At 60.5% G+C, this 24,874-nt stretch carries 21 protein-coding genes, 1 tRNA gene and 1 pseudogene; 13 read left to right on the top strand and 10 right to left on the bottom strand.

Features of this window, described 5'->3' with window-relative positions:
* The first annotated feature begins 10 nt into the window (after nucleotides 1-10).
* Nucleotides 11-3,331 carry a DEAD/DEAH box helicase gene (locus I6H87_RS33120; protein WP_011154101.1) on the top strand — a complete coding sequence of 1,107 codons (3,321 nt, stop codon included), beginning with the start codon at nucleotides 11-13 and terminating at the stop codon, nucleotides 3,329-3,331.
* A gap of 70 nt (nucleotides 3,332-3,401) precedes the next feature.
* Here I6H87_RS33120 and I6H87_RS33115 read toward each other — a convergent pair.
* Nucleotides 3,402-4,543: pseudogene (locus tag I6H87_RS33115) on the bottom strand (sensor histidine kinase).
* 295 nt (nucleotides 4,544-4,838) lie between these two features.
* Here I6H87_RS33115 and I6H87_RS33110 point away from each other — a divergent pair.
* The 3 genes from I6H87_RS33110 (at nucleotide 4,839) to I6H87_RS33100 (ending at nucleotide 6,597) form a co-directional block, all read left to right on the top strand.
* Nucleotides 4,839-5,135, top strand: a complete 297-nt coding sequence (locus I6H87_RS33110) for a type II toxin-antitoxin system RelB/DinJ family antitoxin (protein ID WP_011154099.1) — start codon at nucleotides 4,839-4,841, stop codon at nucleotides 5,133-5,135.
* 266 nt (nucleotides 5,136-5,401) lie between these two features.
* Nucleotides 5,402-5,905: a helix-turn-helix transcriptional regulator gene (locus tag I6H87_RS33105; protein ID WP_011154098.1), complete on the top strand. Its 504-nt coding sequence runs from the start codon at nucleotides 5,402-5,404 to the stop codon at nucleotides 5,903-5,905.
* A complete protein-coding gene (locus I6H87_RS33100) occupies nucleotides 5,902-6,597 on the top strand; it encodes a nucleotidyl transferase AbiEii/AbiGii toxin family protein (protein ID WP_011154097.1) in 696 nt (231 codons plus the stop codon). Before I6H87_RS33105 ends, I6H87_RS33100 begins: the two co-directional genes overlap by 4 nt.
* A 654-nt stretch (nucleotides 6,598-7,251) precedes the next feature.
* Here I6H87_RS33100 and I6H87_RS33095 read toward each other — a convergent pair.
* Nucleotides 7,252-7,962, bottom strand: a complete 711-nt coding sequence (locus I6H87_RS33095) for a metallophosphoesterase family protein (protein WP_011154096.1) — start codon at nucleotides 7,960-7,962, stop codon at nucleotides 7,252-7,254.
* A gap of 422 nt (nucleotides 7,963-8,384) precedes the next feature.
* Here I6H87_RS33095 and I6H87_RS33090 point away from each other — a divergent pair, with 422 nt between their 5' ends.
* Both I6H87_RS33090 and I6H87_RS34605 read left to right on the top strand, forming a co-directional pair.
* Nucleotides 8,385-8,762, top strand: a complete 378-nt coding sequence (locus I6H87_RS33090; RefSeq protein ID WP_041688692.1) for a hypothetical protein — start codon at nucleotides 8,385-8,387, stop codon at nucleotides 8,760-8,762.
* Between the two features lie 202 nt (nucleotides 8,763-8,964).
* Nucleotides 8,965-9,843 carry a hypothetical protein gene (locus I6H87_RS34605; protein ID WP_041688822.1) on the top strand — a complete coding sequence of 293 codons (879 nt, stop codon included), beginning with the start codon at nucleotides 8,965-8,967 and terminating at the stop codon, nucleotides 9,841-9,843.
* 805 nt (nucleotides 9,844-10,648) lie between these two features.
* Here the strand turns inward: I6H87_RS34605 and I6H87_RS33080 are convergent.
* Both I6H87_RS33080 and I6H87_RS33075 read right to left on the bottom strand, forming a co-directional pair.
* Nucleotides 10,649-10,966, bottom strand: a complete 318-nt coding sequence (locus I6H87_RS33080; protein WP_041688690.1) for a hypothetical protein — start codon at nucleotides 10,964-10,966, stop codon at nucleotides 10,649-10,651.
* 74 nt (nucleotides 10,967-11,040) lie between these two features.
* On the bottom strand, nucleotides 11,041-11,352 hold the full coding sequence (locus tag I6H87_RS33075; RefSeq protein WP_011154095.1) for an H-NS histone family protein: 312 nt from the start codon (nucleotides 11,350-11,352) through the stop codon (nucleotides 11,041-11,043).
* Between the two features lie 910 nt (nucleotides 11,353-12,262).
* Between I6H87_RS33075 and I6H87_RS33070 the strand changes: the two genes are divergently transcribed.
* Both I6H87_RS33070 and I6H87_RS33065 read left to right on the top strand, forming a co-directional pair.
* Nucleotides 12,263-12,460, top strand: coding sequence for a hypothetical protein (locus I6H87_RS33070; RefSeq protein WP_011154094.1), 198 nt, complete (start codon nucleotides 12,263-12,265; stop codon nucleotides 12,458-12,460).
* A gap of 374 nt (nucleotides 12,461-12,834) precedes the next feature.
* The gene (locus I6H87_RS33065; protein WP_231881538.1) at nucleotides 12,835-13,782 is read left to right on the top strand and encodes a polyhydroxyalkanoate depolymerase; all 948 of its coding nucleotides are present in this window, start codon (nucleotides 12,835-12,837) and stop codon (nucleotides 13,780-13,782) included.
* Nucleotides 13,783-14,221: 439 nt separating this feature from the next.
* Here the strand turns inward: I6H87_RS33065 and I6H87_RS33060 are convergent.
* Nucleotides 14,222-14,309, bottom strand: a tRNA-Ile gene (locus I6H87_RS33060).
* A gap of 164 nt (nucleotides 14,310-14,473) precedes the next feature.
* The gene (locus I6H87_RS33055) at nucleotides 14,474-14,932 is read right to left on the bottom strand and encodes a hypothetical protein (RefSeq protein ID WP_011154092.1); all 459 of its coding nucleotides are present in this window, start codon (nucleotides 14,930-14,932) and stop codon (nucleotides 14,474-14,476) included.
* 649 nt (nucleotides 14,933-15,581) lie between these two features.
* On the opposite strand from I6H87_RS33055, the gene I6H87_RS33050 reads away from it, so the two are divergent.
* The 3 genes from I6H87_RS33050 (at nucleotide 15,582) to I6H87_RS33040 (ending at nucleotide 19,965) form a co-directional block, all read left to right on the top strand.
* Nucleotides 15,582-18,260, top strand: coding sequence for a DEAD/DEAH box helicase (locus tag I6H87_RS33050; protein WP_011154091.1), 2,679 nt, complete (start codon nucleotides 15,582-15,584; stop codon nucleotides 18,258-18,260).
* Nucleotides 18,261-18,278: 18 nt separating this feature from the next.
* On the top strand, nucleotides 18,279-19,301 hold the full coding sequence (locus tag I6H87_RS33045) for a hypothetical protein (protein ID WP_041688683.1): 1,023 nt from the start codon (nucleotides 18,279-18,281) through the stop codon (nucleotides 19,299-19,301).
* 235 nt (nucleotides 19,302-19,536) lie between these two features.
* Entirely contained in the window at nucleotides 19,537-19,965 is a 429-nt protein-coding gene (locus tag I6H87_RS33040) for a hypothetical protein (RefSeq protein ID WP_011154089.1), read from the top strand.
* Between the two features lie 353 nt (nucleotides 19,966-20,318).
* Here the strand turns inward: I6H87_RS33040 and I6H87_RS33035 are convergent, their stop codons facing one another.
* A complete protein-coding gene (locus tag I6H87_RS33035; protein ID WP_328706773.1) occupies nucleotides 20,319-20,546 on the bottom strand; it encodes a hypothetical protein in 228 nt (75 codons plus the stop codon).
* Nucleotides 20,547-20,739: 193 nt separating this feature from the next.
* On the opposite strand from I6H87_RS33035, the gene I6H87_RS33030 reads away from it, so the two are divergent.
* The gene (locus I6H87_RS33030; RefSeq protein WP_011154088.1) at nucleotides 20,740-20,988 is read left to right on the top strand and encodes a hypothetical protein; all 249 of its coding nucleotides are present in this window, start codon (nucleotides 20,740-20,742) and stop codon (nucleotides 20,986-20,988) included.
* Between the two features lie 236 nt (nucleotides 20,989-21,224).
* Here the strand turns inward: I6H87_RS33030 and I6H87_RS33025 are convergent, their stop codons facing one another.
* Nucleotides 21,225-21,530 carry a type II toxin-antitoxin system RelE/ParE family toxin gene (locus tag I6H87_RS33025; protein WP_011154087.1) on the bottom strand — a complete coding sequence of 102 codons (306 nt, stop codon included), beginning with the start codon at nucleotides 21,528-21,530 and terminating at the stop codon, nucleotides 21,225-21,227.
* The gene (locus tag I6H87_RS33020) at nucleotides 21,527-21,796 is read right to left on the bottom strand and encodes a type II toxin-antitoxin system ParD family antitoxin (RefSeq protein ID WP_011154086.1); all 270 of its coding nucleotides are present in this window, start codon (nucleotides 21,794-21,796) and stop codon (nucleotides 21,527-21,529) included. Before I6H87_RS33020 ends, I6H87_RS33025 begins: the two co-directional genes overlap by 4 nt.
* Before the next feature lie 878 nt (nucleotides 21,797-22,674).
* On the opposite strand from I6H87_RS33020, the gene I6H87_RS33015 reads away from it, so the two are divergent.
* Nucleotides 22,675-23,367 carry an Nmad3 family putative nucleotide modification protein gene (locus I6H87_RS33015; RefSeq protein WP_136227936.1) on the top strand — a complete coding sequence of 231 codons (693 nt, stop codon included), beginning with the start codon at nucleotides 22,675-22,677 and terminating at the stop codon, nucleotides 23,365-23,367.
* Between the two features lie 432 nt (nucleotides 23,368-23,799).
* Here I6H87_RS33015 and I6H87_RS33010 read toward each other — a convergent pair whose 3' ends face one another.
* The gene (locus I6H87_RS33010; protein ID WP_328706772.1) at nucleotides 23,800-24,702 is read right to left on the bottom strand and encodes a restriction endonuclease; all 903 of its coding nucleotides are present in this window, start codon (nucleotides 24,700-24,702) and stop codon (nucleotides 23,800-23,802) included.
* Nucleotides 24,703-24,874: the final 172 nt, after the last annotated feature.

Below are 24,874 nucleotides of genomic sequence, written 5' to 3'. Positions count from 1 at the left end.
CCTTCAGTCAATGTCTGTCCCCTACCAATCCAGGCAAATCGCGCAATGGCTGGATCCGTTCACGGTGTCCAAGGCGCGTCCCTATGCGAGTGCCGTCTCGGAGTTGCGCTGGATCGACGAGGACACCCTGGCGGGCCTGGTGCAAGGCACCCGCACGCGTCCGTATGACGTGCGTGTGTATTTCCACGACGTCGACGACGACATGTGGGTGGAAGGCGAATGCACGTGTCCAGTTGGGGTCGACTGCAAGCATGTGGCAGCGCTGCTGATCGCCGGCCTGGCGCACCAGCCGAAGCCACCGTCCACCGGCGTGCGCGCGGAACTGGTGAGCTGGCTTGAAGGCTTTCGTGCCAGGCGCACGGCCGCCAATCCCGCGGCCAAGAAAAAGCCGTCCAAGCCCACGCATGCCCTAGCCTACGTGATCGGCCAATCGTACCGCGGCGGCGAGGTAACGATTTACAAGGCACGCGTTGGCGCCGACGGCACGATTCGCTCGCTTGACGATCCGTGGCAAAACATCGAGAAGGCGCTGGTCGAACCCCCCAAATTTGTTACCGAAGCGGATCTGCCGATCCTGCGCGGGCTATGGCTGGGCCGCTCACATGCCTCCTATATGGGTGGTTTTGGCCTGCGGGGCGCAACCGGTGCCGTCATCTTGGAGCAACTGATGGCAACCGGACGGGCTTTTGTTTCCTTTTCGCCCGCGGGCTCACACTATCCCGGCACGCACTGTGCGCTGCAAGTCGGAGCCGCGCGCGGCGCGCAACTGACTTGGCAGGCGCAGCCCGACACGCGCGTGCGGCCGCTTCTGCAAGCCGAACCACCCGCTTCCCTGTTGCTGACGAGCACCCAGCCGTGCTGGTACGTCGACGCGGATGCTGGTGAAGCCGGCATCCTGGCGATGCCTTGGCCCTCCGAACAGCTCGCCGATTTCCTGTCCATGCCGGCCATTACGCTGGACGAGGCCGCACTGGTTGGGAATGTGCTGCGTGACGTGGCGCCCGAACTCCCGATGCCGCCTGCGCATGAAACGGCGTCGGTGCGAAGCATCCACTGCGCGCCGGTGCCCGTCCTGGCCCTGGACACGTTGTCGACATGGGCCTCGGCGCAGGATTTTGCGACGGTCAGCTTTGATTACGCAGGACACAGCCTCCCGGCGCACAGCAGCACCACTCTCCTTCAAACCACCGGTGGCGAGGTCGTCCAGATCAAACGGGACGCCGATCTCGAGCGCAAGCGTCTGACAGAACTGCAACAGGCCGGGTTCCGGAAGATTCGGGCCGACCATGTCTTTGGGCCAGCCCCGTTTCCGGCCGACATGCTCGGCCCCGAGGACCATGCCAGCTGGCCAAGCCTCGTGAAGGTGCTGCTTCCGATCCTTCGCGCAAGTGGCTGGCGCGTCGTCATGACGGACGCGTTTCGGCACAATGTGATTGAGATCGAGGCCATTGACGGCCGCCTGCGTCAGACCGGTGATGGCTGGTTCGACGTCGAGATGGGCATCACTGTCAACGGCCGTACGGTGCGTCTGGAGCCGCTGCTGGCTGACCTCTTTCGCCGGGATTCGCGCTGGTTGTCAGGCAGGCTGGATGGCATCCCCGACGACGAAGCGATTGATCTGAAGACCGAGCGCAACGAGCGGCTGCGCCTGGGTGCCGACCGGCTGAAACCCGTCGTGCGCGTGCTGATCGACCTGTTCGACGCGCTCAACACCGGCATGCGCATTTCCGAGTGGGATGCAGCCCGGCTCCATGCCCTGGATCAGACCGGGCGCTGGCAGTTTGACGGCGCGGCATCGATCCGGCAGCTCGCGCAGCGGCTGATGGCGGGTCCCGGGATGGCAGACGTGCCCGTGCCGCGCGGCCTGACGGCCGAACTGCGTGCTTACCAGCGCCAGGGGCTCGCCTGGATGCAGTTCCTGCGCGAGCACGGGTTGTCCGGGGTACTGGCCGACGACATGGGACTGGGCAAGACGATCCAGGCCCTTGCGCACGTCCTCACGGAAAAGGAACGGGGCCGGCTGGACCGGCCTGCGCTGATCGTCGTGCCGACGACCCTCGTGCACAACTGGCGCGAGGAAGCCCAGCGCTTCACGCCGACGCTGCGCGTGCTGGATCTGCACGGCCCCCAGCGTCACGATCGCTTTGACCAGATCGGCGAGCACGACCTGATCCTGACCACATACGCCTTGCTGTGGCGTGACGAGGCAATCCTTGCCGGCCACGACTATCACCTGCTGCTTCTGGATGAGGCCCAATACGTCAAGAATGCCGCCACCAAGTCCGCCGCAACCATCCGAACACTGCGTGCGCGACACCGCCTCTGCCTGACAGGCACGCCGCTCGAAAACCATCTCGGTGAATTGTGGGCGCAGTTTGACTTCCTGCTGCCCGGCTTTCTCGGTACCCGCCAGGACTTCACGCGACGCTGGCGCACTCCCATCGAAAAGGGCGGCGATGCCGTTCGACGCGACCTGCTCGCGCGGCGCATCCGGCCATTCATGCTGCGCCGGCGCAAGGATGAGGTGGCCACCGAGCTGCCCCCGAAGACGACGATCGTGCGCACGGTGGAACTCGAAGGCGCACAACGCGATCTGTACGAAACAGTGCGCGCTGCCATGCAGGAAAAGGTGCGGGCGGCCGTCGCTGCCAAGGGCCTCGCGCGCAGCCACATCATCGTGCTGGAGGCGTTGCTCAAACTGCGCCAGGTCTGCTGCGATCCGCGGCTCGTCAAGATCAAAGAGGCGGCCCGGATCAAGGAGTCGGCAAAGCTTGACCTGTTGCTGCACATGCTGCCCGAACTTATCGAGGAAGGCCGTCGGATCCTGCTGTTCTCGCAGTTCACTAGCATGCTGGATCTCATTGCGGCAGCCCTGCGAAACGCCGGCATTCCCTACGTCATGCTGACCGGGGATACCACGGACCGCATCACCCCGGTCGAACGCTTCCAGCAAGGCGAGGTACCGCTTTTCCTGATCAGCTTGAAGGCCGGTGGCGTTGGCCTGAACCTGACAGCGGCCGACACTGTCATTCACTACGATCCCTGGTGGAATCCTGCTGTGGAAAATCAGGCTACTGACCGCGCACACCGCCTTGGCCAGGATAAGCCCGTGTTCGTCTACAAGCTGATCACCGGTGGCAGTGTCGAGGAGAAAATCGTCGCGATGCAAGCGCAGAAAGCCGCGCTGGCCGAGGCGATCCTGTCGGAGGATGCCGCCGGCGCCGTCAAATTCTCCGCCGAAGACATCGAGGCCCTTTTTGAGCCGATCCCGGCGGCACCGGCCGTCGCCGCGACGACAAAATCCCGGTCCCGCATTCGGACAGGAACCTGACGATGCCGTGTGCTCGGGCAAATCGCGACGGCACTGCACGACGCCCGGGCAGGCAAAGCGACCGCACCACTCAAGTCGTTTGGGATGCTCGACGCGGCAGACGCACCTCAAACGCCGTCTCTGCCTGGTCGGAGCGGGCGTCGATTGACCCGTGATGGGCCCTGGCAATTTCGCTCGCGATATACAGCCCGAGCCCGAGCCCGAGCCCGAGCCCGTGCGCGTGCTTGTCTTCCGGATCCGGACCTCTGCTTAGCGGGTCAAACATTCGCGCCAGCGTCAGTTGGTCAATAGCGGGGCCGCTGTTCCTCACCGCGAGATGAACTTCGGTGTCGTCACCAGTGAGTACAACACGGACCGGGGCGTCTGGTGCGCCATACCTGATCGCGTTGAGCACCAGATTGGAAACCACTTGCTGCAGCCGCAAACCATCCCAAACGCCCAGCGCGTTACCGTTCATCTCAAGGTCGATGCGGCGGTCCGGATGCGCTGCCCGCAACTGATCCACGGTATCGCCAACGACGTGAGCTAGGCCGACCTCAATGGGAGCGATGTTGATACCCAAGCTGAGTTTCGTTCGGTTGAAATCGCACAGATCATCCAGCAGGGAATTCATGCTGGCCCCGCTGCGAATGAGCCGTGCTGCCGCCTCCGACACCTTCTCCCCGGCGTTCAGCGCCGCCAGATAGGAGGCGGTCATCTGGATGGTCTGCAGAGGACTGCGCAGATCGTGCCCAAGCATTCCCAACAACAGATTGTGAGACTGCTCGACTTCCGCGTTGAAAAAATCCACCGATTCCGCGACGGCCTGATCGATCGCCTCGTTGAATCGCATCACGTCATCCAGATCCCCGGCGACCAACTCAAACTCGTCCATCCACAAACGCAGCACGCTCGCGCGTAGCGCCCGGTACTCGGCGACCAACTGGTTGATGTTGAAGCCACCGCGCGCCCGGATGACGGCGTGAATTTGGGCTGCAGTGTCCGGCGCACCGGGCACCTTCGGGGCTCGTCCCAAGGATTTTTCGCGCTGCGCCTCGCTCGTTTGCGGGGGTCCTAAGATCTTTGGCAATGGCTTGGAAGATCTGCGGTGCGTGGGTCGCGCAGGGCGAGAGAATCCAGATTCCGTGCGGCAGGCAGCTGGGTGGCCACAAACGCCTCTTATTCCCCCAAAATGTGCTTCATATCGCGCAAGATAAAGTCAGCTAGCCGCATGTCTGCCCCTTGAGCTTTGGGAGCCCCAACGCACTTCTGAAGAATAGGATGTTATGTCAGCGATGATGGGTAAAGTATTGCATAAGGCGCTTTGAGCGCTCGGAAGTCTCGTGCTGTCGATTGTTACGTGACAACTGACGGCTGACTTCTTCGAGGCGGTTGCCGCATGCGTTCCGTACAGATGACCGCAACGACTCACTGAACGTAGCGTGGCGCTTGCGGACAAGGTAATGCGCTTACCTTGGTTATATCGCAATTGAGATACATAATGTCGGTCAATGCATAGGAGATTTTCATGGCGCATACTTCAATGCTGCACATCCGGGTGGACGACGACCTGAAAGCCCGCGCCACGCAAAACCTCGCCAGGGTCGGCCTAACCGTTTCCGACGCAGTGCGCATTCTGTTGACACGGATCGCCAAGGAAGGCGGGCTGCCGCCCGGTCTGACGACGAGTCCCGAGACCTATGATGCTTGGTTCCGCGCAAAGGTCCAGCAAGCGCTGACCGACCCGGCCCCGCCGCCCCCACATGACCAGATCATGGACGACGCTCAGGCGCTGATCGACCGGAAACGCCGTGCGCGCGGTTGAATGGATGTTGCGCCGCGCAAATATGTGACTGCCGAACTCAGGGGATAAGCACGAGGCCATCGCCAAGCTTGGTCGCCAGCGTCGTCCAGCCCCGCCCGCGTGCGACCGGCGGACCGCCCGGATCGTGCTGGGCTCACGCGGCGCGATCTGACGTATCGCACGCCGAGTCTTGCCTTCGGGATCCCAAGAACTCGTCCCCCGCATAGGCGGAAAGCCAACCATCCATCTTGTCGTCTATACTTGACACATGTTTGGAGATTATCGCCATGAATCCCGCTCTCTTGGGCAACGCGATCCAGCGCAAGCGGGTTGCCTTGGGGCTGACCCAACAGCAGCTGGCCGACATGGCAGGGCTGTCGCGCCAGTCGCTGAACGGCATTGAACACGGCAGCGTCAACGCTACGCTCCAGTCGCTCGGGCGACTGATGGATGTGCTCGGCTTAGCACTTGATATAAACGATCCCGATGAGCGCCGCCTGGCTAGCGGGTCGCCAATGCGGGCGCTGTGGATGGCCGCGAAGGGCGCCAACGTGAGCTACACCGGCGAGCTCACGCCAGACGAGCTCGAGCGCGCCCTCGCCACCGGCGAGGTGCCGTCGGAGTATCGTCCACAGGTGGCCCATGTCTTGGACGAGGCGCCTCTGCAACTCGTCACCAAGGTGGTCGCGGAGGTAGCGGCGAAGCAACATCGGAATCCAGCCGACATCTGGAAGAACCTCAGGCGGCTTGCGCAGACCTTGATGGTCACGCGCGGAGGCCTGTGGGCATGAAAGTTGAACTAAAGGGCGACATCTGGGAAAGCCTGTTCCCTCATGCCTTTACGCTGATGGAGGAGGTCAGAAAGCACGGGGGCATTGAGCCGTTCTGGACCTTCGGCGGCGGGACGGTCCTGATGCTTCGGTACCGCCATCGTTTTTCCCGCGATATCGACCTCTTTGTCCCGGATCCGCAATGCCTGGGATTCGTGTCGCCGCGTTTGAGCGAGGCCGCGGAAAGCATCACGAGCGACTACGTTGAGCAAGGGGATTTCGTGAAGCTGGTGCTCGACGCTGGGGAAATCGACGTCGTGGCCTCGCCCAACCTGACCGACAAGCCATTCGAAATCTGGGAGATCATGGGGCAATCCGTCAAGGTGGAGACCGCGGCCGAGATCGTTGCCAAAAAGCTTTACCATCGTGGCGACCGTGCCACTGCGCGGGATCTCTTTGACCTGGCCGTCGTGGTCGAGCATGAACCGACGGCACACACACACGCTGCGCCGTTTCTGCTTCGACACGCCTCCGCCTTCCGGGGCCAGGTCGAGGCCGGCCCGCCGATCATGCGTGAGCAGTTCGACAGGATCCAGCGGATTAATTTCAACAGATGCTTTGACGAGTGTGTCGCACTGGTGGGAGATTTTCTTCATTCCCTGCAGGAAACCGACGACACTGCGCAGAAGTCGCGGGAAAGGCAGCGTCCATAGGATTCAACGCCGGCACCCTCCCTCGCTTTTTACGTCCGCGCGCGTGTGAGTTCTCCGGCGAGCAGTGCATCCGACTCAATGCGTCACGCCGAGCGCTCCAACAGCATCGAGGCGGCCCTGCAAGGTCGGAGGCTCCACCCATCGTTCCATTGTCTGCCCGCTACATGACAATTTTTTCGCTGGCAAAAGAACTGCCGGGAAAAAAGCCTCCTAATCCTGTGTTGCGCGATGTTTATATCGCCGTATCCTGCTCCGGTAGGTCCTGCTACCACCCGCGCCCGTCCCCTGATGAGCGCGGGTTCTTTTTTCGCGAACCGGTGAACTGCGCGGCGCCAGGCTGGATTGCCGTCCACGGCAACCTGGTGGGTACTGAATGTGGGTGGCGCCGCAAGGTGTTTCCCGATTTCTTCTTGGACGTTTCTGCGGCTCTCCTCCATCGGATCGAGGGCTGTTTTTTTGGTCGCACTCACCATCTGGCAACCGGCGCGTCCAACTTGCCGACGGCCGCCGCCGCTGCGCGATCGATCACCGGATCTGCCGGTGTCATGTTGACCTGCGGGCGGTCTGACCATCGTGCACAATTCGCAAACGCGCCAGTCGTTTGCCCGGCCCGCTGGCGCCCCACAGCGTTGCCCGTGAACCTCAACCGTTGGTCTAGCCTCCTTCGACTTGATCCGGACAAGTCAGGACGCTGGGCAAGAACTCGCCCTCGATCGTGGCCACCGCGCACGCACCGAGACCGAAGATGCGGCACGGTCCTGCGGTCGGATAAGCCGTGGATTCGTGGTGATGGCCGTGGAAAGCTCGTTTCACTCGCATTGCTTCGATGAGCATGTCAATCGCCTCGAACCCGTGTGGGTGACAAGCCGGAGCCTCATGGCTGACCAGGACATCCGCATGCTGACTCAATAACGCGTTGTAGGTCTGCGGGAAGATCGTGCTGCGATGGCGCCGCGGCAGACCACCCCGCCAGTAATTCCCCTTCCCACATTTGGCCAGATAGTCAGACTCGCTCTCCATGCGCGCTGGTTCGGGCGGCATCCAGACTTGGCCGCGAAAAATCCCCCCTAGCCCGGCAATCCGAAGGCCTGCGATCGTGACCACCCTCCCATCCAGGTTCCGGTCGGCCAGGGCCGAGCCGAAAAGATTGTCGTAGTCGGCATCGCTGTCGGTGTCGTGATTGCCAGGAATCCACCACACCTGCGTCAGAGGAAGGATGCTGGCGAGCTCTTCATCCAGTGGGCGCCTGGCCTGGATGTCGCCTGCGAGCACCACTGCTTCGGGGCGGTGACGGTGGACGCTTTCAATCAGCGGGCCGAACTCGCCATGGGGGTCGCCGCAAATGAATACGTGGCCTTCAGACATCGGTCTTTGGGATAGGTGACGTGGTTTGATGGAATCGACGGCGGTGAATCTGAACGGCCGGCAGGTGTAGGCCCGCCATGCGTCTCGGCCACGGTCTGGGTAAAAGCGCCCTGCATGACCTCGTGCAACTGTGCATGACCTATCGAGCGCGCTCCGTTTGCAAAGTGGCAGTCCGCTGTCACCCGATTATCTCTGAATGATCACCAATCTACCTGATCACAAATCTGTCGAAGGCGTAATCGCGACTTGCGCCCGCAAGGTTACTGCCTCGACCGGTACAGGTGCTTAAGTCAAAGTGGTACGCGAGACGACAAGACCTGACGAAATAGACCGTTCCCCGCTTACAATGTTGCTATGCAATATGAATCTGGGCCGTCGAAGCGCGCGAATCGCCACAGGTCCTACGAGCAGGGGAGGCGGCAATGGCGACAGATCTGGCTGCGACCAAAGGCGAAGCACTAAAGCTCCTGGAAACAGTGGGCGTCACGGTCGTGGAATTGGACTACGAATCAGGATGGCAGGATGCGATTGAGCTGGGCAGGCTGGGCGAAAAGCTTGGCATACGTGTCCAGTATCGCGGCCATGAGAGCATTGCCGTCAGCTCGCCCGCCGCACTCGTTGCGGGACTGAGTCGTCCAAAGTTGACGTTCCGTCAGCGCAATCTTTACTGCCAATTTGAGCTCAGCATGCTACCAGCGGCTGACTTGGAGCGCCTGGAGGGAAAAGCGGAGAAGCTCGGAGACTACATCCTCGCTGGACATCTATCGAGAGATGTCGATGCTGTATGGGCGGAGTCCTGAAGTCCAAGGCAGAATCAGCGCCACGCGTCGCGCCTTGATTTGCCTGGCCGCCCTCGGGTAGCGCTTGTCTCGTCGAGATCTGGTTGGCCGGTTGCGGATTGCCCGTAGTCGCGGCAGCAGCTACCATCCCTGAAGACTTGTTGTGCCCGGCGATGTCGGGCCGGTCCTGCAGGGGCGCAATCTGACTACCAACGGGAACGCCGTGACGAATCAGCTCGATCTTTTTGAAGATGGCCGCGATGTCATGCTTCGCAACGACGTGCTCACAGCGCTTGAGCAACGCAATGCCGCCGCCGGGCGTGAAGCACTGCAGCGCCTGGTCGCGGAATATCCGGACGACACGCTTGTGCCGACCCTGGAGACACTTGTCTGTGTGCTGGAGGCTCCCGTCCACGAACACTTCGCGACTCAGACGGCACTGCGCGACACCTGCGAAGGGTGGTGTTTGCCGTGCATGCCGGCAGCGCGCCGAGCATTCGGCGACGCAGCGGGCATGGCTTGGTGCCTACCGCTGTGGCGTGCTGTTGCCCGAGCCGCCTCTCAATTGCCGTTTCACCGGGAGATGCCCGAATGGCATGCGGCACCCCTATGGATGCGCGCTGCGGAGTGGACTGCAGCATCTGACAGCATCAAGCGAATTGGGTCATGGCGACGAATTCCAACTCCCCTCGCCTGGATGGCCGAGACGGTCTACCGGCTACAGGGGCTTGACCCGGCATGGCCGCTCTTGGCCGAGCTTGCTTGGCTATCCCCGAAGAAGCTCGGCGCGCTCATACAAACGCTCGGTGATTCGTCATTGCTGGCGCTGCGCCGGCGGTTCGATGCGAAATTCGATGGTGACGGTACGCTAGATGATCTCGCGTGGCTCCCAGCCTGGTCCTTGACCGAAAAACCCGGACTTGCTGCCCTCTTACGCGCGTCCGAGCCCTCGACGGGCACATTACCCGAAAAGGGATTGCGGATCATGCTGGAGTTGTTGAACCTTGAGCGCCAGGGCCGCCAGCATGATTTGCTGGAACGGCGAAAGGACTTACGCGGCCTGCACGCGGGTCTCTTCGAGGCCTACATCCGTACGCGGTAACGTTTCGGGTTTTTTCGCGTTTGCACGCACTCACAGGGTACAAAAAAATGCTCTCTACCTCTCGGACGAGAGCGCGCGCCGCGTCGACATCCATGTCCTGGGAACGGCAGTAATCGGCAAGTTCAAGCTCCCGCGCAGCCACCACGTGTTGTCACATGATCACGCTGAAGTTGCTCCCGACACCAGTAACGTACAGAGCAGCGCCGGCGGCGCCTGCCGGTGCGAGCCGCGTAGTAGGGGCTATGTGATCGTGACGGGCAAGCCCTTCCCAATTTTGACTCGGCGGCTTGGTTGGTGTGCCAAGACACAGTTGGTTCTTGTGGCAGCGCCTCGTCATGCTTCGCCGTAACAAAACCAAACTGCCGTACGCTGAAACAGGTACGCTCGGTCGCTGGCGAGTGTCGTTGGCGCAACGATAGTGGTGTGGAATTGGGCGCCCCGTGAGTCGAGCACCGACCAATGGATTATGAGGCTCTCGCGCTGCATTTGCTTTCCCCTTGGCGGGGGCGACGGCCAAGGTGCAATGAATTGGGCCGCAATGGGCGACCTGCATCTACGATCCCAGCAATCGATCGGTCGAAGCCCAGCCTCGTAGGCTCTTCTGCTGTAGTCACAAGGTCTTTGGGGGCCAAAATTCCGTCTTGCGGCCCAATCTGTTACACCCTCAGGCCCTTCACTTCGACCCGAGAGCGTCCTCGCTGGTCGACATGGCGCCAATTCTACGAAACTGAAGCGGCACGGCGGCCGCGTGGATCGGAACGTACCGCCCTGCTTCTCGTGGGCGGCCTGGTCTTGGCCAGCAAACCTATGAACCAGGCTTCGATACCAAGCGCTCATCCTTGCAAAGGATGTCGATCTCTTCGTCAATAATGGCTATCAGCTCGGCTATGGACCCGGAAAACCGTTGACGTATTTTCTGACGCGTTCTGCGCTCGCTGGCCGCACGCACCAACTCATAGCTGTCGCCAGACTGGTGCGAAAGGCGGATCACTCTGAGTACCTTGCTGGGCGGAAGCCGGAGCCAGTAGGAATAGCCGTTCCGTATCCCCCGCTCGGTACGTTCACGAGGAACCAAGTTTGGCCGGGCGAGCATGATATCGGCATGAATCACTTCAAATGACATGGCGATTGCTCTCAAAAAGAAAACCCCTGCATGCAGGGGTTGGACACTATTCTGGCGGGACGTGCTGCGCCTATTTACGCCTCTTCTGCAATCAGGAACTTGTTAGGGTTCTTGCCAAGCCAGGACGGCGCACGACCGCGGCCAGACCAGGTCTTGCCCGTCTTCGGATCCTGGTATTTCGGGGGCAATCCCGCTTTCGCCTTACCAGCGCCGCTGCCGGCAGGACGACCACGACGGCGTTTGGTAACGTCTTCGACAGTCAGCCCGTATTCCGCCATCAGGTTCTGAATCTGCTCGATGACAGAGGCGACTTCATTCGCACGTGCCTCTTCCAAGTGCGCCTCCAGAGCTGCCTTCTGCGCCATCAGTTCTTTGTAAGTTGCCATCTTCTGGTTTCCTTTCCGATCGAGAGATCCAGATAGGTAGTTTAGAGCCAATTTGATCTTCAGGGCATAAAAACTTTAACCTTCTGGGTAATGAGCAGTCCAATGATTCGCTTGGCGGCTCCGAATCATGACCAAAAAAGCTGAGCGAGAAAGTATGACAGCGACTGAGTACCACCGCCGCGCCACAGTGAGGCTCCATGCGGTAAGGGCAGCGAGAACTGCATTAAAGGGAGCGCCGTAAAACAATGCGCGTGATTCGGGTGCAAAGTCCCCTCGGTTTGAACTGATAAGAACCAGCCTCAGGCTTGTGGCCCTGACCGTGACACTCACGGCAATCGGCCGGTCCAAAAAATTTCGACCGAGTACTCGAGGCTGCATTTGTCTAACAATCCTTGGTTAGAACGTTCGCAGAAACGGGTACGCCGCAGCCTTGACGTGGGGAAAACTTCCGAGCTCGGCAGTTTTCGCATAGTGTCCCGGCACGCGCCACGATGGCGGGACTGAAGCTTTTGTAATGCCGTTGTGCGACGTTGAGCAGTGAACTTCGCGCGAACTGCACTCAGGCAAGGAGGCCAGTGATCGCTTGAAGCGTGCCGAGAGGCGTTGGTCCGTAATTGGCCCGTTTTGGAAAAGCGCGGGTCTTGAAAGGTTCACGACGACCTTCGGGCCACACTGACGCAGCCGCCTGCCGGGCCGCTATCCCAATCGGGGATTGGACTTCTCCGCTGCCCCGCAGCATATTCCTCACTTGCTTTCCACGACTGAAGGATTTACCGTAAACGTTCGGTGTAGCGCTCCCGGCGCGTTCCTTGCACCGACATCATCCAATTGCGGTTCCTAACTCCCCCGTGGAGCACGGTACACAGATCAGCCGTCGCAGTTCCCTTTTGACTCGATCAAGGAGACCGACATGCTAAGTCCGCATGAAATCGCAGCACTGCTGCTGCTTGGCGATGCACCGGACGTTCACGACGTCGATCCCGATCGGTTGGACGCATTGTTGGAACAGAAACTGGTCACGATGGAGCATGGTCATGACAGCGGCGCCCATCCGCGTCTGACCAGCCGGGGGCATTCTCTGCTCGACGCCGTACGCCGCATTCGCTAGGCGTTAAACTTGGGCGCAAACGGAGCCGCCGGCTCCACGGCAGAAAACGGTCATCTCCGCTTGAAGTTGGCGACCTCAACGTGGCTTCAGGGCAGCGTCTTTAGCGTTCTGCTGACCGCCGTGAGTGCCACGCACCTTGACAATGCGCTTTGCGGTAGCGCGTCAACGTCCGCAATTTCGGAGTGATGGCGCTCTTTCTCCTGACGCATTCGTTGGTTTGGGGTCCGCATGCTCTATCAGATTTTTGAATATCAGCGGACCCTGATGAAGGCGTGGGCGGATGAATCTGCCCGAGCCTTGGTCAGCCCTCTAGTCCACTTGCATATCTTCCGGGGGCCGGGAACTTGGCCGCCTGCTGGGAAAACCTGTATCGCTTGAGCACGGCCAGCGAGGAACCGACGTTTGGCGTTACCGCTATCCTTCGTGACGGCCGTGTTGTTCCCGTGGTCGAGCAACTCGTATCGGAAAGCCCTTTTTGCCGCCTGCTGCGCTTTGAAGCTGCCCCAGCGGTTGGGCATGATAACGGGCAGCAAGGGATTCCCGCGGTACTCGTCTGTGCGCCGCTTGCCGGGCATCACGCCGTCATGCTTCGCGACGTGGTGCAATCGCTACTGCAAGAGCACATTGTCTATGTCACTGACTGGAGCAATGGCGCCATCGCGCTGTTGGCAAGCCGCGATGAGGCGACGCCAACCAGCCTGACTCTCATCGGCGGTCCGATTGACGCGCGTCGCAGCCCCACTGCAATTGGGCGCCTCGCCTCGAGCCGCTCTATCCAGTGGTTCCGACGCAATCTGGTTTACCCAGTGCCGCATCCCTATGCAGGTGCTGGACGTCAGGTCTGTCCGAGTTTTGTGCAACTTTCCGGTCTCGCCGCTGCGCAGTCATCACCGCTATGGGGCCTATGTGAAGGGTACTGGGCAAACCTTGCTCGTGGCGATGCCGAGCGAGCCAATGTTCACTGGCAAGCATTGCTGGACTACAGCGCGGTGCTCGACATGGCCGCCGAGTTTTATCTCGACACGGTTCGGACCGTGTTTCAGGAGTTTCAGATCGCCTTTGGCACCTGGCGAGTGCGAGGTCAGTTGGTGCGTCCCCAGGACATCCGTTCCACCGCCTTGCTTACCATCGAAGGCGAGCTCGACGACATATCCGGCCGCGGGCAGACCCACGCCGCGCATGACCTGTGCCGAGGCCTATCCGCGCACGACAGGCGACTGGTCACGATTGCCGGTTGTACTCACTATGACTTGTTCCGTGGACCTGTCTGGCATACTGAAGTCTTCCCTTGGATTTGCGATATGACACGAGACGACATGTAAGACGCTGGCGTCTCGCCCAATCAGCGCATTTCAGGTAGGCGAGGCGTAGGCGCCCTTCCACTCCAGCCTACCTTCGACCGGCGAACTTCAGTCGATCGATGTCGTCGATGACCTACGCCAGCCCACGTTGGCGTAGAGACCAGCCATACCGATGCCGATAGCACGGTAGCCGTGCGCGATCATGGAATTCGCCAGATCGGTTGTCAGCGAGACGCCCTGAGCAATCCAGAATTGGAGCCTCAAGTTGTGCGATTGCCGCTTGTACCTCCGGGCTCGACCAGCGGAGCTGTCATAGCACACCAGTCGGGTGCGATCGTCAAAGATCGCGATGCTAGGCTCACCTGCCAGGCGCGACTCGGGCGCGGCCATCCAAGGCGAGCCGGCAAATGCATCGGCTACGCAGTTCATCCTCATCGAGCAGTAATGGCAGACGCAAACCTGGTGGGCCGGGTGGGATTCGAACCCACGGTGGGATGTCTCCGGCGGATTATGAGTCCGCTGCCTGCAACCAACACGGCGTCCGGCCCTATAACGTCGCGCGAAATTCTACCCTGATGTTCGCACAACTTGCCTCTAATTTGCTGAGCTAATGGCTCGATACACGACTCAGTCGAGCAGGCTTGGCGCAAGCTGTGCGCCCATCTTCGGTCATCGACCGGTCGGCGAAGTGCCATACCGGCCGAGGCCAAAATCACGCCGAAACTTCGGGTGTCGCCACGGTCGGCACCACTGCCTTTGCGGGAGTCCGCTTCTTCGTCACGGCTTTCACTGCGGCCTTCTTCGGCGCAGCTTTCACGGAGGCTTTGGTACCGGTCACTGCCTTTTTCGGGGCTGCCTTCGTGGCGGCCACTTTGCCCGCGGCCTTCTTGGCGTCCGCAGCCTTTGCCTTCTTCGCCGCCAGCTTGTCCTTTGCGGCTTGCTTCTCGAAGCGAAGCGCGGACCTGGCGGCTTCCACTGCCTGCGCAACTTCGCGCTTTGCTGCCTCAATGGCCTTCTTCATGTCGGCGCGCAGCTTCAGCAAGCGCTTTTTCGCCGCCTGAGCCTCACGCGCGAGCACGCTGGCCTTTTTCGTTGGCACGGCCACCTTCTTGGCGGCAGACTTGTTCTTCGAGACTGCACTGACCTTCGTTGCTTTCGTTGCAGCGACCATTATGGATTACCCGTTAGTTGTGAAGCGCGGAGTATAACCGTACGTGTGCCTGCCTAACAGAGGTCTATCTCTTCGTTGTATTGCAACGGACTCGGCCGGCGCGGCCAAGGGCAGCCGAGATGCCAGACTCCGCCGCGCGTAGCCGGCCATCTCCAGACACTCGAACGGTCGGCTCTGCCGAGGCAACTGCCATTCGCCCCGTCACTCGCCTTCGAAGCGATTCAGGCCATTCGGGACACTCCGCCATTTTGTCGTTTGTAACAAGCGCGCCAGCTGATTTTCGCCGTGCGGGGGACGCCGGCGGCATCCCATCTCGTGTGACTGAGGTTTTGGTACCCTTTCATGGAAAGTCGTGCTTGCCTTTGGCAAAATTCGGTAGCGGAGCCGGGAGCGAATTTGCGTGAGTGATTACTAGCAAACAGGTTGTCCTACAGCAGATGAATAGACAGTTCACAAGACATGTGCAGCGCAGCAGGCAGGCATACCCTGGAGGGTTGCTTGAGCCGATCATTCGGTCGGTCCAGAGGCAATCGAAGATTTACCCAGTCCAACCTAGGCCGGAGGGCCTGCTGGTGGATTTCGCAGCCGCTTCCCTTGAAAACATGCAGCTTCAGCGCTTGCTGAAACAGTGCGATTGGAACGGGCACCTGTGACTGCGCCCGACATTCTTGTGCCACACCTGACGCCCGGCGGGCACCTGCTTGCAGTGCCGGAGGACGCCGCGCCAATCTTGGCAGATGAAACGCGACAGCGGCTTGAGAGTTCTTTTGCGCTTGGCGCGGGACATGGCCTGCTGCACCTGGGAACGGCCGAAATCGGCCGCATTTTGCCCCCTGCATGGGCCTGGTGGCGTGATTTTGCGGCGCGCTATGTCACTGCCTTGTGCGCCACGCCCGAAGGCGGCGAGATCGCGGTCGCAACGCCTGCTGCCAAGGATTTCGATGCCATGATTGACGATGCACCGCCGATGACGGGCGGCGAGTATCTGACGCCAGCCGTGCTGGGCACGTTGTGGGGCGAGATCGATACTGCCTTGCACCAGGAACTGGCGACCGCAAACGTCTCGCTTCAGGATTTCCTCAAGCTGCGTCACCCGGCCTGGAATCTCGTCGGCCGCGTGCATTTCAACCTTGCTGAGAACCGCAAGGACCCGGAGTCACCGTTCGCCTTCCTTGCGACTTACACGTCGCGTCTGTCGGCCCATGGTAAAGCGCAACATCAGCCACTGTCGCAGGCCCTGGCGGAATTCTCGGGAGTCAGGAGCAAGGCGCAGCTCCTGTCATTACTGCTGCCGGTGCAGCGCGCCGCGGAACACTGCGACTGGCTTCGCGAAATGGTGGATACCGGCGAGATATACCATCCGCTGCGCTGGACGCCGCTCGATGCCCATCGCCTTCTCTCGGACCTGTCCAAACTCGAAGCTGCCGGGATTGTCGTACGCATGCCAGGCGTCTGGCAGGCGGGCCGCCCTGCTCGTCCCGTTGTGAAAGCCAGTGTCGGAGCACGGCCACCCTCGCTCTTGGGCAAAGACGCGTTGCTGGACTTTAGCATGGAGGTTTCGCTCGATGGCGAGTGTCTCAGCGCCACCGAGGTCAGGAATCTGCTCAAAGGCGCCGACGGCTTGCAGCTCATCCGTGGTCGCTGGGTCGAGGTGGACAAGAAAAAGCTCAGTCGTCTCATGAAGCGATTCGAGGCCATGGAAAAGGCGGCGCGAAGCGGTCTGCCGCTTAATGAGGCTCTACGCCTTCTGGCGGGGGTTTCGCTCGACGATAGTGCCGACCCCGCTGACCGCGACTGGTCGCAGCTTGTTGCAGGGCCCTGGCTGGCTGACACCCTGCAGGAGTTGCGTCAGCCAGAGGGGTTGGCGCAGATCAGCCCGGGACCGGAACTGAAGGCCACCCTGCGGCCCTACCAACAGGCCGGCGTGCGGTGGTTGTACCTGCTCACCCGGCTCGGTTTGGGCGCTTGCCTGGCGGATGATATGGGCCTGGGCAAGACCATGCAGGTACTCTCGCTTCTGCTCGTGCTGAAGCGAGAAAGTGCCGAGGCGCGGCCCAGTCTGCTGGTCGCCCCTGCATCGCTGCTGGCCAACTGGGCGGCAGAGGCTGAGCGCTTTGCCCCCGGCTTGCGCCTACTGATCGCCCATCCGTCGGCCATGCCGACGGCCGAATTGCGTGCGCTGGACCCGGCGCGACTTGCGGACATCGATCTCGTCATCACCAGCTTTGGCGCGCTTCTTCGCCAGCCGGTACTGGGAGCCTTCCAATGGCGCGTTGCCATTGTCGACGAAGCACAGGCGATAAAAAATCCGGGCGCCAAGCAAACGCGACAGGTCAAGCAGCTCCAGGCACAATCGCGCATCGCGCTGACCGGCACTCCCGTGGAAAACCGCCTGTCCGATCTGTGGTCCATCTTCGATTTCACCCACCCCGGATTGCTGGGCTCAGACAAAGTCTTTGCCGACTTTACCAGGCGGCTGGCGAAGGCCGAGCACTTCGGTCCGCTGCGAACGCTCGTACGGCCCTACATCCTGCGCCGCCTGAAGACCGACAAGCGGATAATCGACGACCTTCCGGACAAGACCGAGCTCAAGGCCTGGTGCCACCTGAGCCCGAGCCAGGCGGCACTGTATCAGCGTGCGGTGAAGGATCTGGCTGCCGCGCTTGAAGATGCCGACGGCATCGGTCGCAAGGGTGTCGTGCTGAGCTACCTGATGCGCTTCAAACAGATATGCAATCATCCGTCGCAGTGGTTGGGCGACGCCGCCTGGAAGGCGGAAGACAGTGGCAAGTTCGCCCGCCTGCGCCAACTGGCCGAAGTCATTGCCGCCAAACAGGAAAAGGTGCTGGTATTCACCCAGTTCCGCGAGACCACTGAGCCGCTGGCGGCTTTTCTAGGTTCGATCTTTGGCCGCGAAGGTCTGGTGCTTCATGGCGGCACCCCGGTCGCCAAGCGCCGCGAACTGGTCAAGCGATTCCAGGAAGATGAGCTGACCCCCTTCTTCGTGCTCTCGCTCAAGGCCGGTGGGGCAGGTCTGAATCTCACCGCCGCGTCGCATGTGATCCACTACGACCGCTGGTGGAACCCGGCGGTGGAAAACCAGGCGACTGATCGTGCATTTCGTATCGGCCAGCGGAGGAACGTCCTGGTGCATAAGTTTATCTGCCGTGGCACGGTCGAGGACCGTATCGACCAGTTGATCGAAGCGAAGCAGCAATTGGTGAAGGATGTGTTGGAAGGCGGCGCAGAACTCCTGCTTACCGAGATGAGCAATCGTGAATTGCTCGATCTCGTGAAGCTCGACGTTCATGCCGCGCAAGAAAACTGATCGTCAAGAGGAACCGGAATGGGTTACGGTTACGGGGGATGGAAGCCCTATGTCTCAGTCGCCGAGCGCAGAAAGAAGGCTGAACGAGCCGCCGAGAAGGCGAAGAAGGCTGGTTCGGTGCTGTCGCCAATCGCCTCATACCGCGGTGCCATCGCCAAGACCTTCTGGGGCAAGGCCTGGTGCGACAATCTGGAAAGCTACAGCGACTATGCCAACCGCCTGCCGCGCGGCCGTACCTATGTGCGCAACGGTTCCGTGATCGACCTTCAGATTACGGCAGGCGAAGTCCGCGCGCAGGTAATGGGTTCGAGTCTGTACACGGTCGCTGTGACCGTGACGGCATGTCCCGCAAAGCAATGGCGAGCGATCGGCGCCGATTGCGCGGAATCGATCGATTCGATCGTGGAACTCTTGCAGGGCAAGCTCTCGACAGCCGTGATGGAGCGCATCTGCAAACCTCGCAGCGGTCTTTTCCCGATGCCGGAAGACATCAGGTTCAGTTGCAGTTGTCCGGACTGGGCGTCAATGTGCAAGCACGTTGCTGCCGTACTTTACGGCATCGGCGCGCGGCTCGACCAACAGCCGGAATTGCTCTTCGCCCTGCGCCGCGTCGATGCCAATGATCTCGTCAGGCAGGCCGGCGCTGGCCTGCCCAAATCGACAAAACGACCCGCCACCAGCAAGGTGCTCGACGACGCCCTGGTGGCCGACGTGTTTGGCATCGAGATGGCCGACGCTAACCCACCGCCGAAGCCTGCTGTCAGACTTAACAAGCCACCGGCAGGTAAGGTGACAGCGAAGAAGGCGACCAAGTCGGCCGTCTCGACAACCCGTAAGCCACCTGCGAATGCGAAGACTGCGGAGGATAATAAGTCGGTAACCAAGAAGTCATCAGTCAAGGCATCCGCAGGGCCACGCAAATCAGCATCTGGCAACGTTGTTGCCGGTAAAGCAAACGTGGCGACCCCGCCTGCAACGCAGAACGAGGCTGCAACAAGGAAGCGCGTCAGTACTCGACCGGTGAAGGGGACGTCCCGCTAAACTTCGATTCCATCTCGCATGGAAGCCGTCGTGATATTCCGAGAAATTGTCCTGGCAAGAGTACGTGCGGGGCGATGCGCTTTCAGCGGTCGGTGGATGACCATGGAGCTCGGCCTTCGGGCCGCGATGAGCGCTGCGGTACCATCATCATGCATCGGCCCTTGACGAAGACAGATGTCCGGCTGTCACCGAATATTGCTGGGCCGTTCACCTCGCAACCCATGGGAGTACAGACATGGTCGCAGTCAAACACGACGATCTATCCATGGCATTCGACTTCGTTAGCTGCGCGGCGCCGATGGAGCACAACGCGTATGTCTCACTCGATACGGGCAAAGTCTATTGGACTTCTGATTACAACGACACCTTCGACGAGGAGGTTCCTGACGACCTTGAAACCTCGGACCGCTACCTTGCGATACCGCATAAGAACGAACTCGGTCTTGGACGAAGTCTCGCCCTCCAATTTGTTGCACAGGAGTTGCCTGAGTGTCGCGACCAGGTGGAAGAATTCTTCCGGCGACAAGGCGCTTACGCGCGCCTCAAGGACTTGCTGGAGCGCAAAGGCATTCTCGAGCTCTGGTATTCGTTTGAAGCCGACTCGGCCGAAAGAGCGCTGAGGCAATGGTGTGCCGAAAGTGGGCTGGAGATTCTGGAGTCGTAGCGCCGGATAGACATGCCGCAATGTCTGGCGGTAAAGGGTGGTCCTCTGGGAATTCAGGCACCGCCGTGACAGACAGATTGCCTGGCAGATCGGCCATATACTGACGTTGGCCCACGGCTTTATGCGGAACGTTCGAGTGGCGGCTCCCCCGAACGTGGCCGATTTTCTTGCGCTTGAACCACGATCCGCTGTGGGTCGGCTAGCGATGACGAGCATAGCCGTCCGCGGGGCCCATCGTCACAATCAATACTTTCATGATCATGAAAGTATTGATTGTGCGCGGCTCATTCGCCGCTGTCGCCTACCAGGCGTGCGGCCTAGCTCCTGGTCGACTAATCGGAAGTTCTCCGAAGTCAGGACTCCCTGCAACGAGCGCGTGGCCGCTCGTCAGCCTTCGCAGCCGAGCTGTGCCGGTTCTGCAGACGTTCGTGCATCGTCTCGCAGCGTATCAACATCATTGTCGCAGGCTCCTCGTCTGCGCCGGCGTCGGCAGCCTCCGCAGACTCCTCGTCTGCGCCGGCGTCAGCAGCCTCCGCAGCGCTGCGCAAATATACTTGCCGGGAGACGATGGCGACGATCATGATCAGGGCGCCTACGCCGAGGGCGCGGGCCACAAACAAGAGGTATCGTGCCATCGACATCGCAACGGGTAGCAACAGGTGATTGGATGGTGAAGCCTACACGAAGGACGGTCTTCGCTGTTGCAGGGTGACACCATCCCCCGTTTCGCCTTCACTGGGCGATGGTGTCTTGTGTAACACCTCACTGGGCCTGATGAGCATGCCAAAGACGATCGAGCCCCTACCGAAGGGCCGCTACTGGGCCACACCCCACGCGTCCTTTCCGCTGGACGGACCGAATGGCCATGACGAAGTGTTTCCTGGCGCCCACTGCGTCAGCGACGGCAAATGGGTCATCTTCTACAAGGATGGCGAAGAAGTCTGGGCTTGCAATGCCATCTATGCCGCCGCGCATTTCGACTTTGCTGCCGTTTCGAGCGCCTGCGCTTCGACGGCCGACTGAGGTGCCGGTGGCGCCGACCGACGTCTCACCCTCCCCATTCCACATAACCCCCCTGCTACTGGCAAAATTACTCAGTACGGGCGTCATGTTCAAATTTGGCTGCGTTCACGCGGGGCGCTTCGTGATCGAGGCAGAATCGATCATGGCGCACCGCCCTCCACTTTGATACCTAAGTCGTCGGGCTGCCGAAGCGACGCGGCCCCGAATGTCTACCGCCGTACTCTGGCCGGGAGGCCTCAGTTGAACAGCAGCGCGGCATAGTTGCGGGCGCTGTGAAGCACGTGCAGCACGTCGATTCGCGCAGGCGGATCGCCCACCACGCGGTAGAAGATCTGGTAGTTGCCGTGTACACGGTGCCGGACGCCTCGGTCCTCACAGCGAGGTACCAGCGGGAAGGCAAGCGGCATGTCTGCGAGCGACAGGCACCGGTCGCGCAACTCCCGCACGAAGGAAAGCGCGCGGCGCGGGTTGTCGCGGGCAATGTAGTCGGCGATGGCTTCGAGTTCGGCCTCGGCCAGCGGCGTCAGGCGAACGACGATCATGCGCCGTGCCCGGGTGTTCTGCCTGCCGCGGCGCGATACTTGGCCTCGAGGCGGTCGAACACGGTGGCTGCGTCGGTGCCGCGGCCCGCGTCCGCCTCGGCCAGGCTTTGCGCGAGCGCCGCGTCCAGCGCCATCAGTTGCGCTTCACGGTCCTGAATCAGACGTACGCCTTCGCGCAGTACTTCGCTCTTAGAGCCATAGCGGCCCGAGGCGACAAGTTCAGTCACGTAGCGCTCAAGTTGCTGTCCAAGGTCGGCACTGATCATATTTGCTCCTCTTCAGACGGGGCCGGCGCAGGGCGTACGCCGGTGTCATGAAGTGTACCGCCCTTGATAATAGTTATCAAATTCTTGGTGTAAAGTGCAGTAAGCAGCATCTACGACAGCTGTTCCTTCCCCCGGTTCTGTATTCCTCGTGGCGCCTACTCGCCGATAAGGCAACGTTATCGAACCTTATTGCCGCGCCCTGGTAACACCGGCGTCACGAGCATCCTGACCACGCGGGCAGCTGCTCCTCTTGTTTGCGAGTCTGGAGGTAGCGCAACGGCGGTAGCCGGCCGCGGATTCAACCGGTCGTTGGACTGGCACGTCCAGATTAGCGACAATCTGTCCATTGCCCGTTTTCCACGATTGCAGCGATTTCCGCGATGACCGCTGCGCCCCTCCCATCGAGACAGAGCAATGCCGGAGAGCAGACCAAGAATTCTCATCTACAAAAGAACCCATACGGGTGACCCCAACGAAAGCGGCCTCTTTGGATGCAATGACTGCATGGGATCGGTACGGGACTGGAGCTTCAACCACGTAATCGGTATTGGAGGAGTAAGCCCGTGGCCTGGCGACGAAGGAATAGCGAAGAAAGTGAATTGGGTTGGGATAAGCAGGAAAGCGTGCGGCGTCAGTCCCAAAGGGCACGCGATATGGGCCTTTGAGCGTTTCATTCTGCTCAACGAGCACGGGCCATTGCTTCAGTCGGACTACCCGCTGCTTTATGGGCATATGCTGAAAACAAATCGACGCGTCATCATATCTGACAGTGTGTTCGAAGATATGTATGCGGAACTGAAGGCTATCCTGCATCTTGCGCATGACGCGCCCCCCTCGCCAGCGCTGGGTAAAGGAAAAATCGATACGAAACAGTCTCATTGCGCTACACAGGTTTTCTCAGCAAAATGTCAGAAACCAAAATTCTCTTCCTGCGCGTAGGAATCGACCGTGGATGCGGCGGTCGGCTATCTCCTATTGAAGCCGATCGCAGCTTTGAATACGTGCCTATTCCTGAAGGAGCGCCAGTACACAATGCCCTTAGATACGGCGACATTCCGTCGCGACGGGGCAGCACCCTCGCGCAAGTCATTGGCCTGGATGCGCCGGCTCACTACGACCCGGAGTTCGTCACCTACAGCTATGGGGAGCCTAGTCATCCAAAGCGCTCCCAGCTATTAACCCTGAATCGTGGCGACTATCTTGTTTTCTATGCGGGCTTCCAGGGGGATGGCATCACAACCGGTACTTGCTGTGTAATCGGCTACTTCGTAGTCCATGCCGTTCATGCAATGAGCCCGGAGCTTCCGTGGCCACCAGCCATCTCATCGCACCTGAACAATGCCCACTTTCGTCGCGTGCAACGTGAGGACAAGCTAGTGGTGGTCGAGGGCGATAAAGAAAGCTCAAAATTACTCGAACGTGCTATTCCAATATCAGATGGGATCCAGCAGATAGTGCCTTCGGTCGCAGATACGGTCGGATTCTCCGGTTCTGTCAAGCGTGCGATAGGCAGATGGGTTCCGGCGACGCATGTTGGCGCTACAGTTTCCTGGCTTCATGCTATGGAGTGAATGCGCCCGCAGCTGGCTTAAGCCGCGCGCCGAGGTCGGGGCATCTGAGACTCCAGCCTGCCGACGCGCCGATCACGGCGAGCGACTTGCGACTCGAATCGGTCATCGCCTCATAAAACGCCGCCGTGCAACGGCCGCCGCCTGACCGGCTGCTTTGTAGAGCGACGACGGTCGCTTGAGGGGCGGGAAGAGCCGACCGGATTGAGACGGAAGTCCTTGCCGGCGTGCCGGGCTGCGCCTCTCCAGTGATGAAGACCTGGCTCTGGCGATGCCGCAGACCGTTCATGAGACATATTTCGCAACCTAAAAGCACCCGTGTCAGTAGCAAGGCAGAAAATAGGCGCTCGAGCCTGCCGGAAAGCCAGCCTTCCCCGGGAGTGACCTTGTTGACTGAGAGCGCGGCGGCGATGATTGATCGAGCCGGTTCCTAGACTAGACGTTGCGGGACAGTCTGACCTTGCAACCGGGATAGTTTTGGCAACCCCAGAATGCGCCGGCTGACCCTTGCCGCTCAACCATCTTGATTCCGCAGGCCGCGCATGTAGGCGTCCGGTAGTCGCCGCGAAACGCCTGCTTCAGCAACGTCGCTTGCTTGTACTGATCGAGCGCGCAGATCCGTTCCAGGATGCCCGCACCATCAAGTAATTGAATGCCCGCTCGCTCTGCCGACTCCTTTACCGGTCGCCCTACATAGCCAGACAACGACCAGAAAACGCCCCTACGCACCTTGTGTTCGTGCATGACACCGGCAAGTGCGCGGACCTGCTCCACCTTCACCGGCTTACTCCATGCTTTGCATTGGACCACGGCCACGGGAACATCCAGGCCTGCCTTGTACAAGGTTGCATCGATGCCGCCATCGGGACCATGGGGCACAGTCTTGACCACGAACCCCATCGCCTCGTAGTACCCAACACAAAGCAGCTCAAATCGCTTCCACTCTAACAACTTGAGGGCATCCAGCGTCCAGCTATTGATCTCTGGCTTCTCAGGTACGGATGCTGTCCTCGCCAGCGGGCTAACGGCCTCCTTCGACTCGGCGGATTCATCGGAATACCGGGGTGACACGGGGGCCGACGACGGCCGGCTCGTGCGGGAGCGCCGAGCCCTCATCGGGATTTCTTGCTGCCTGGCCCCCGCCCTACCCCGCGCACGGATGTATGACAGCACACCCAGGAAGCCGAACATGGCGGCGGGAACCCAGGCTAATGACTGGCTTAGCACGGCAATGCCCGTCAACAATGGGCTCGACGCGAATATCCCTGGCACGACCCCGCGAAACACAATGAAAGCACCCAGGGCCAGTGCTGCGGATACCCACCATGGCGCATCCATCAATATTTCGCTAAGCGACGGCTCCTTCCTTCGGCGACCCATTTCTCTACCTGTTGTTGTTCTTCATCTCATTGGCGCGGAATCCCGCCGTCGGCAAATCTACCCGATCTGATATGCAAGACGGGTTGCAGCAAGCCAACACCCCACCGACTACGGGTGGCAGAGCCGAGAG

Origin of the sequence: Cupriavidus necator (assembly GCF_016127575.1) — a bacterium.
Classification (GTDB): domain Bacteria; phylum Pseudomonadota; class Gammaproteobacteria; order Burkholderiales; family Burkholderiaceae; genus Cupriavidus; species Cupriavidus necator_D.
Note: the sequence above shows the minus strand (reverse complement) of the source record. Positions and strands in the feature narration are given on the sequence as shown.

What these genes read in the sequence shown, in the direction of transcription:
- I6H87_RS33105 (WP_011154098.1), top strand. Translation starts at nt 5,402, where the DNA reads ATGAATCCCGCTCTCTTGGGCAACGCGATCCAGCGCAAGCGGGTTGCC.
- I6H87_RS33070 (WP_011154094.1), top strand. Translation starts at nt 12,263, where the DNA reads ATGCTAAGTCCGCATGAAATCGCAGCACTGCTGCTGCTTGGCGATGCA.
- I6H87_RS33120 (WP_011154101.1), top strand. Translation starts at nt 11, where the DNA reads ATGTCTGTCCCCTACCAATCCAGGCAAATCGCGCAATGGCTGGATCCG.
- I6H87_RS33025 (WP_011154087.1), bottom strand. Translation starts at nt 21,530, where the DNA reads ATGATCGTCGTTCGCCTGACGCCGCTGGCCGAGGCCGAACTCGAAGCC.
- I6H87_RS33020 (WP_011154086.1), bottom strand. Translation starts at nt 21,796, where the DNA reads ATGATCAGTGCCGACCTTGGACAGCAACTTGAGCGCTACGTGACTGAA.
- I6H87_RS33040 (WP_011154089.1), top strand. Translation starts at nt 19,537, where the DNA reads ATGGTCGCAGTCAAACACGACGATCTATCCATGGCATTCGACTTCGTT.
- I6H87_RS33095 (WP_011154096.1), bottom strand. Translation starts at nt 7,962, where the DNA reads ATGTCTGAAGGCCACGTATTCATTTGCGGCGACCCCCATGGCGAGTTC.
- I6H87_RS33045 (WP_041688683.1), top strand. Translation starts at nt 18,279, where the DNA reads ATGGGTTACGGTTACGGGGGATGGAAGCCCTATGTCTCAGTCGCCGAG.
- I6H87_RS33010 (WP_328706772.1), bottom strand. Translation starts at nt 24,702, where the DNA reads ATGGATGCGCCATGGTGGGTATCCGCAGCACTGGCCCTGGGTGCTTTC.
- I6H87_RS33055 (WP_011154092.1), bottom strand. Translation starts at nt 14,932, where the DNA reads ATGGTCGCTGCAACGAAAGCAACGAAGGTCAGTGCAGTCTCGAAGAAC.
- I6H87_RS33100 (WP_011154097.1), top strand. Translation starts at nt 5,902, where the DNA reads ATGAAAGTTGAACTAAAGGGCGACATCTGGGAAAGCCTGTTCCCTCAT.
- I6H87_RS33110 (WP_011154099.1), top strand. Translation starts at nt 4,839, where the DNA reads ATGGCGCATACTTCAATGCTGCACATCCGGGTGGACGACGACCTGAAA.
- I6H87_RS33090 (WP_041688692.1), top strand. Translation starts at nt 8,385, where the DNA reads ATGGCGACAGATCTGGCTGCGACCAAAGGCGAAGCACTAAAGCTCCTG.
- I6H87_RS33035 (WP_328706773.1), bottom strand. Translation starts at nt 20,546, where the DNA reads ATGATCGTCGCCATCGTCTCCCGGCAAGTATATTTGCGCAGCGCTGCG.
- I6H87_RS33075 (WP_011154095.1), bottom strand. Translation starts at nt 11,352, where the DNA reads ATGGCAACTTACAAAGAACTGATGGCGCAGAAGGCAGCTCTGGAGGCG.
- I6H87_RS33030 (WP_011154088.1), top strand. Translation starts at nt 20,740, where the DNA reads ATGAGCATGCCAAAGACGATCGAGCCCCTACCGAAGGGCCGCTACTGG.
- I6H87_RS33080 (WP_041688690.1), bottom strand. Translation starts at nt 10,966, where the DNA reads ATGTCATTTGAAGTGATTCATGCCGATATCATGCTCGCCCGGCCAAAC.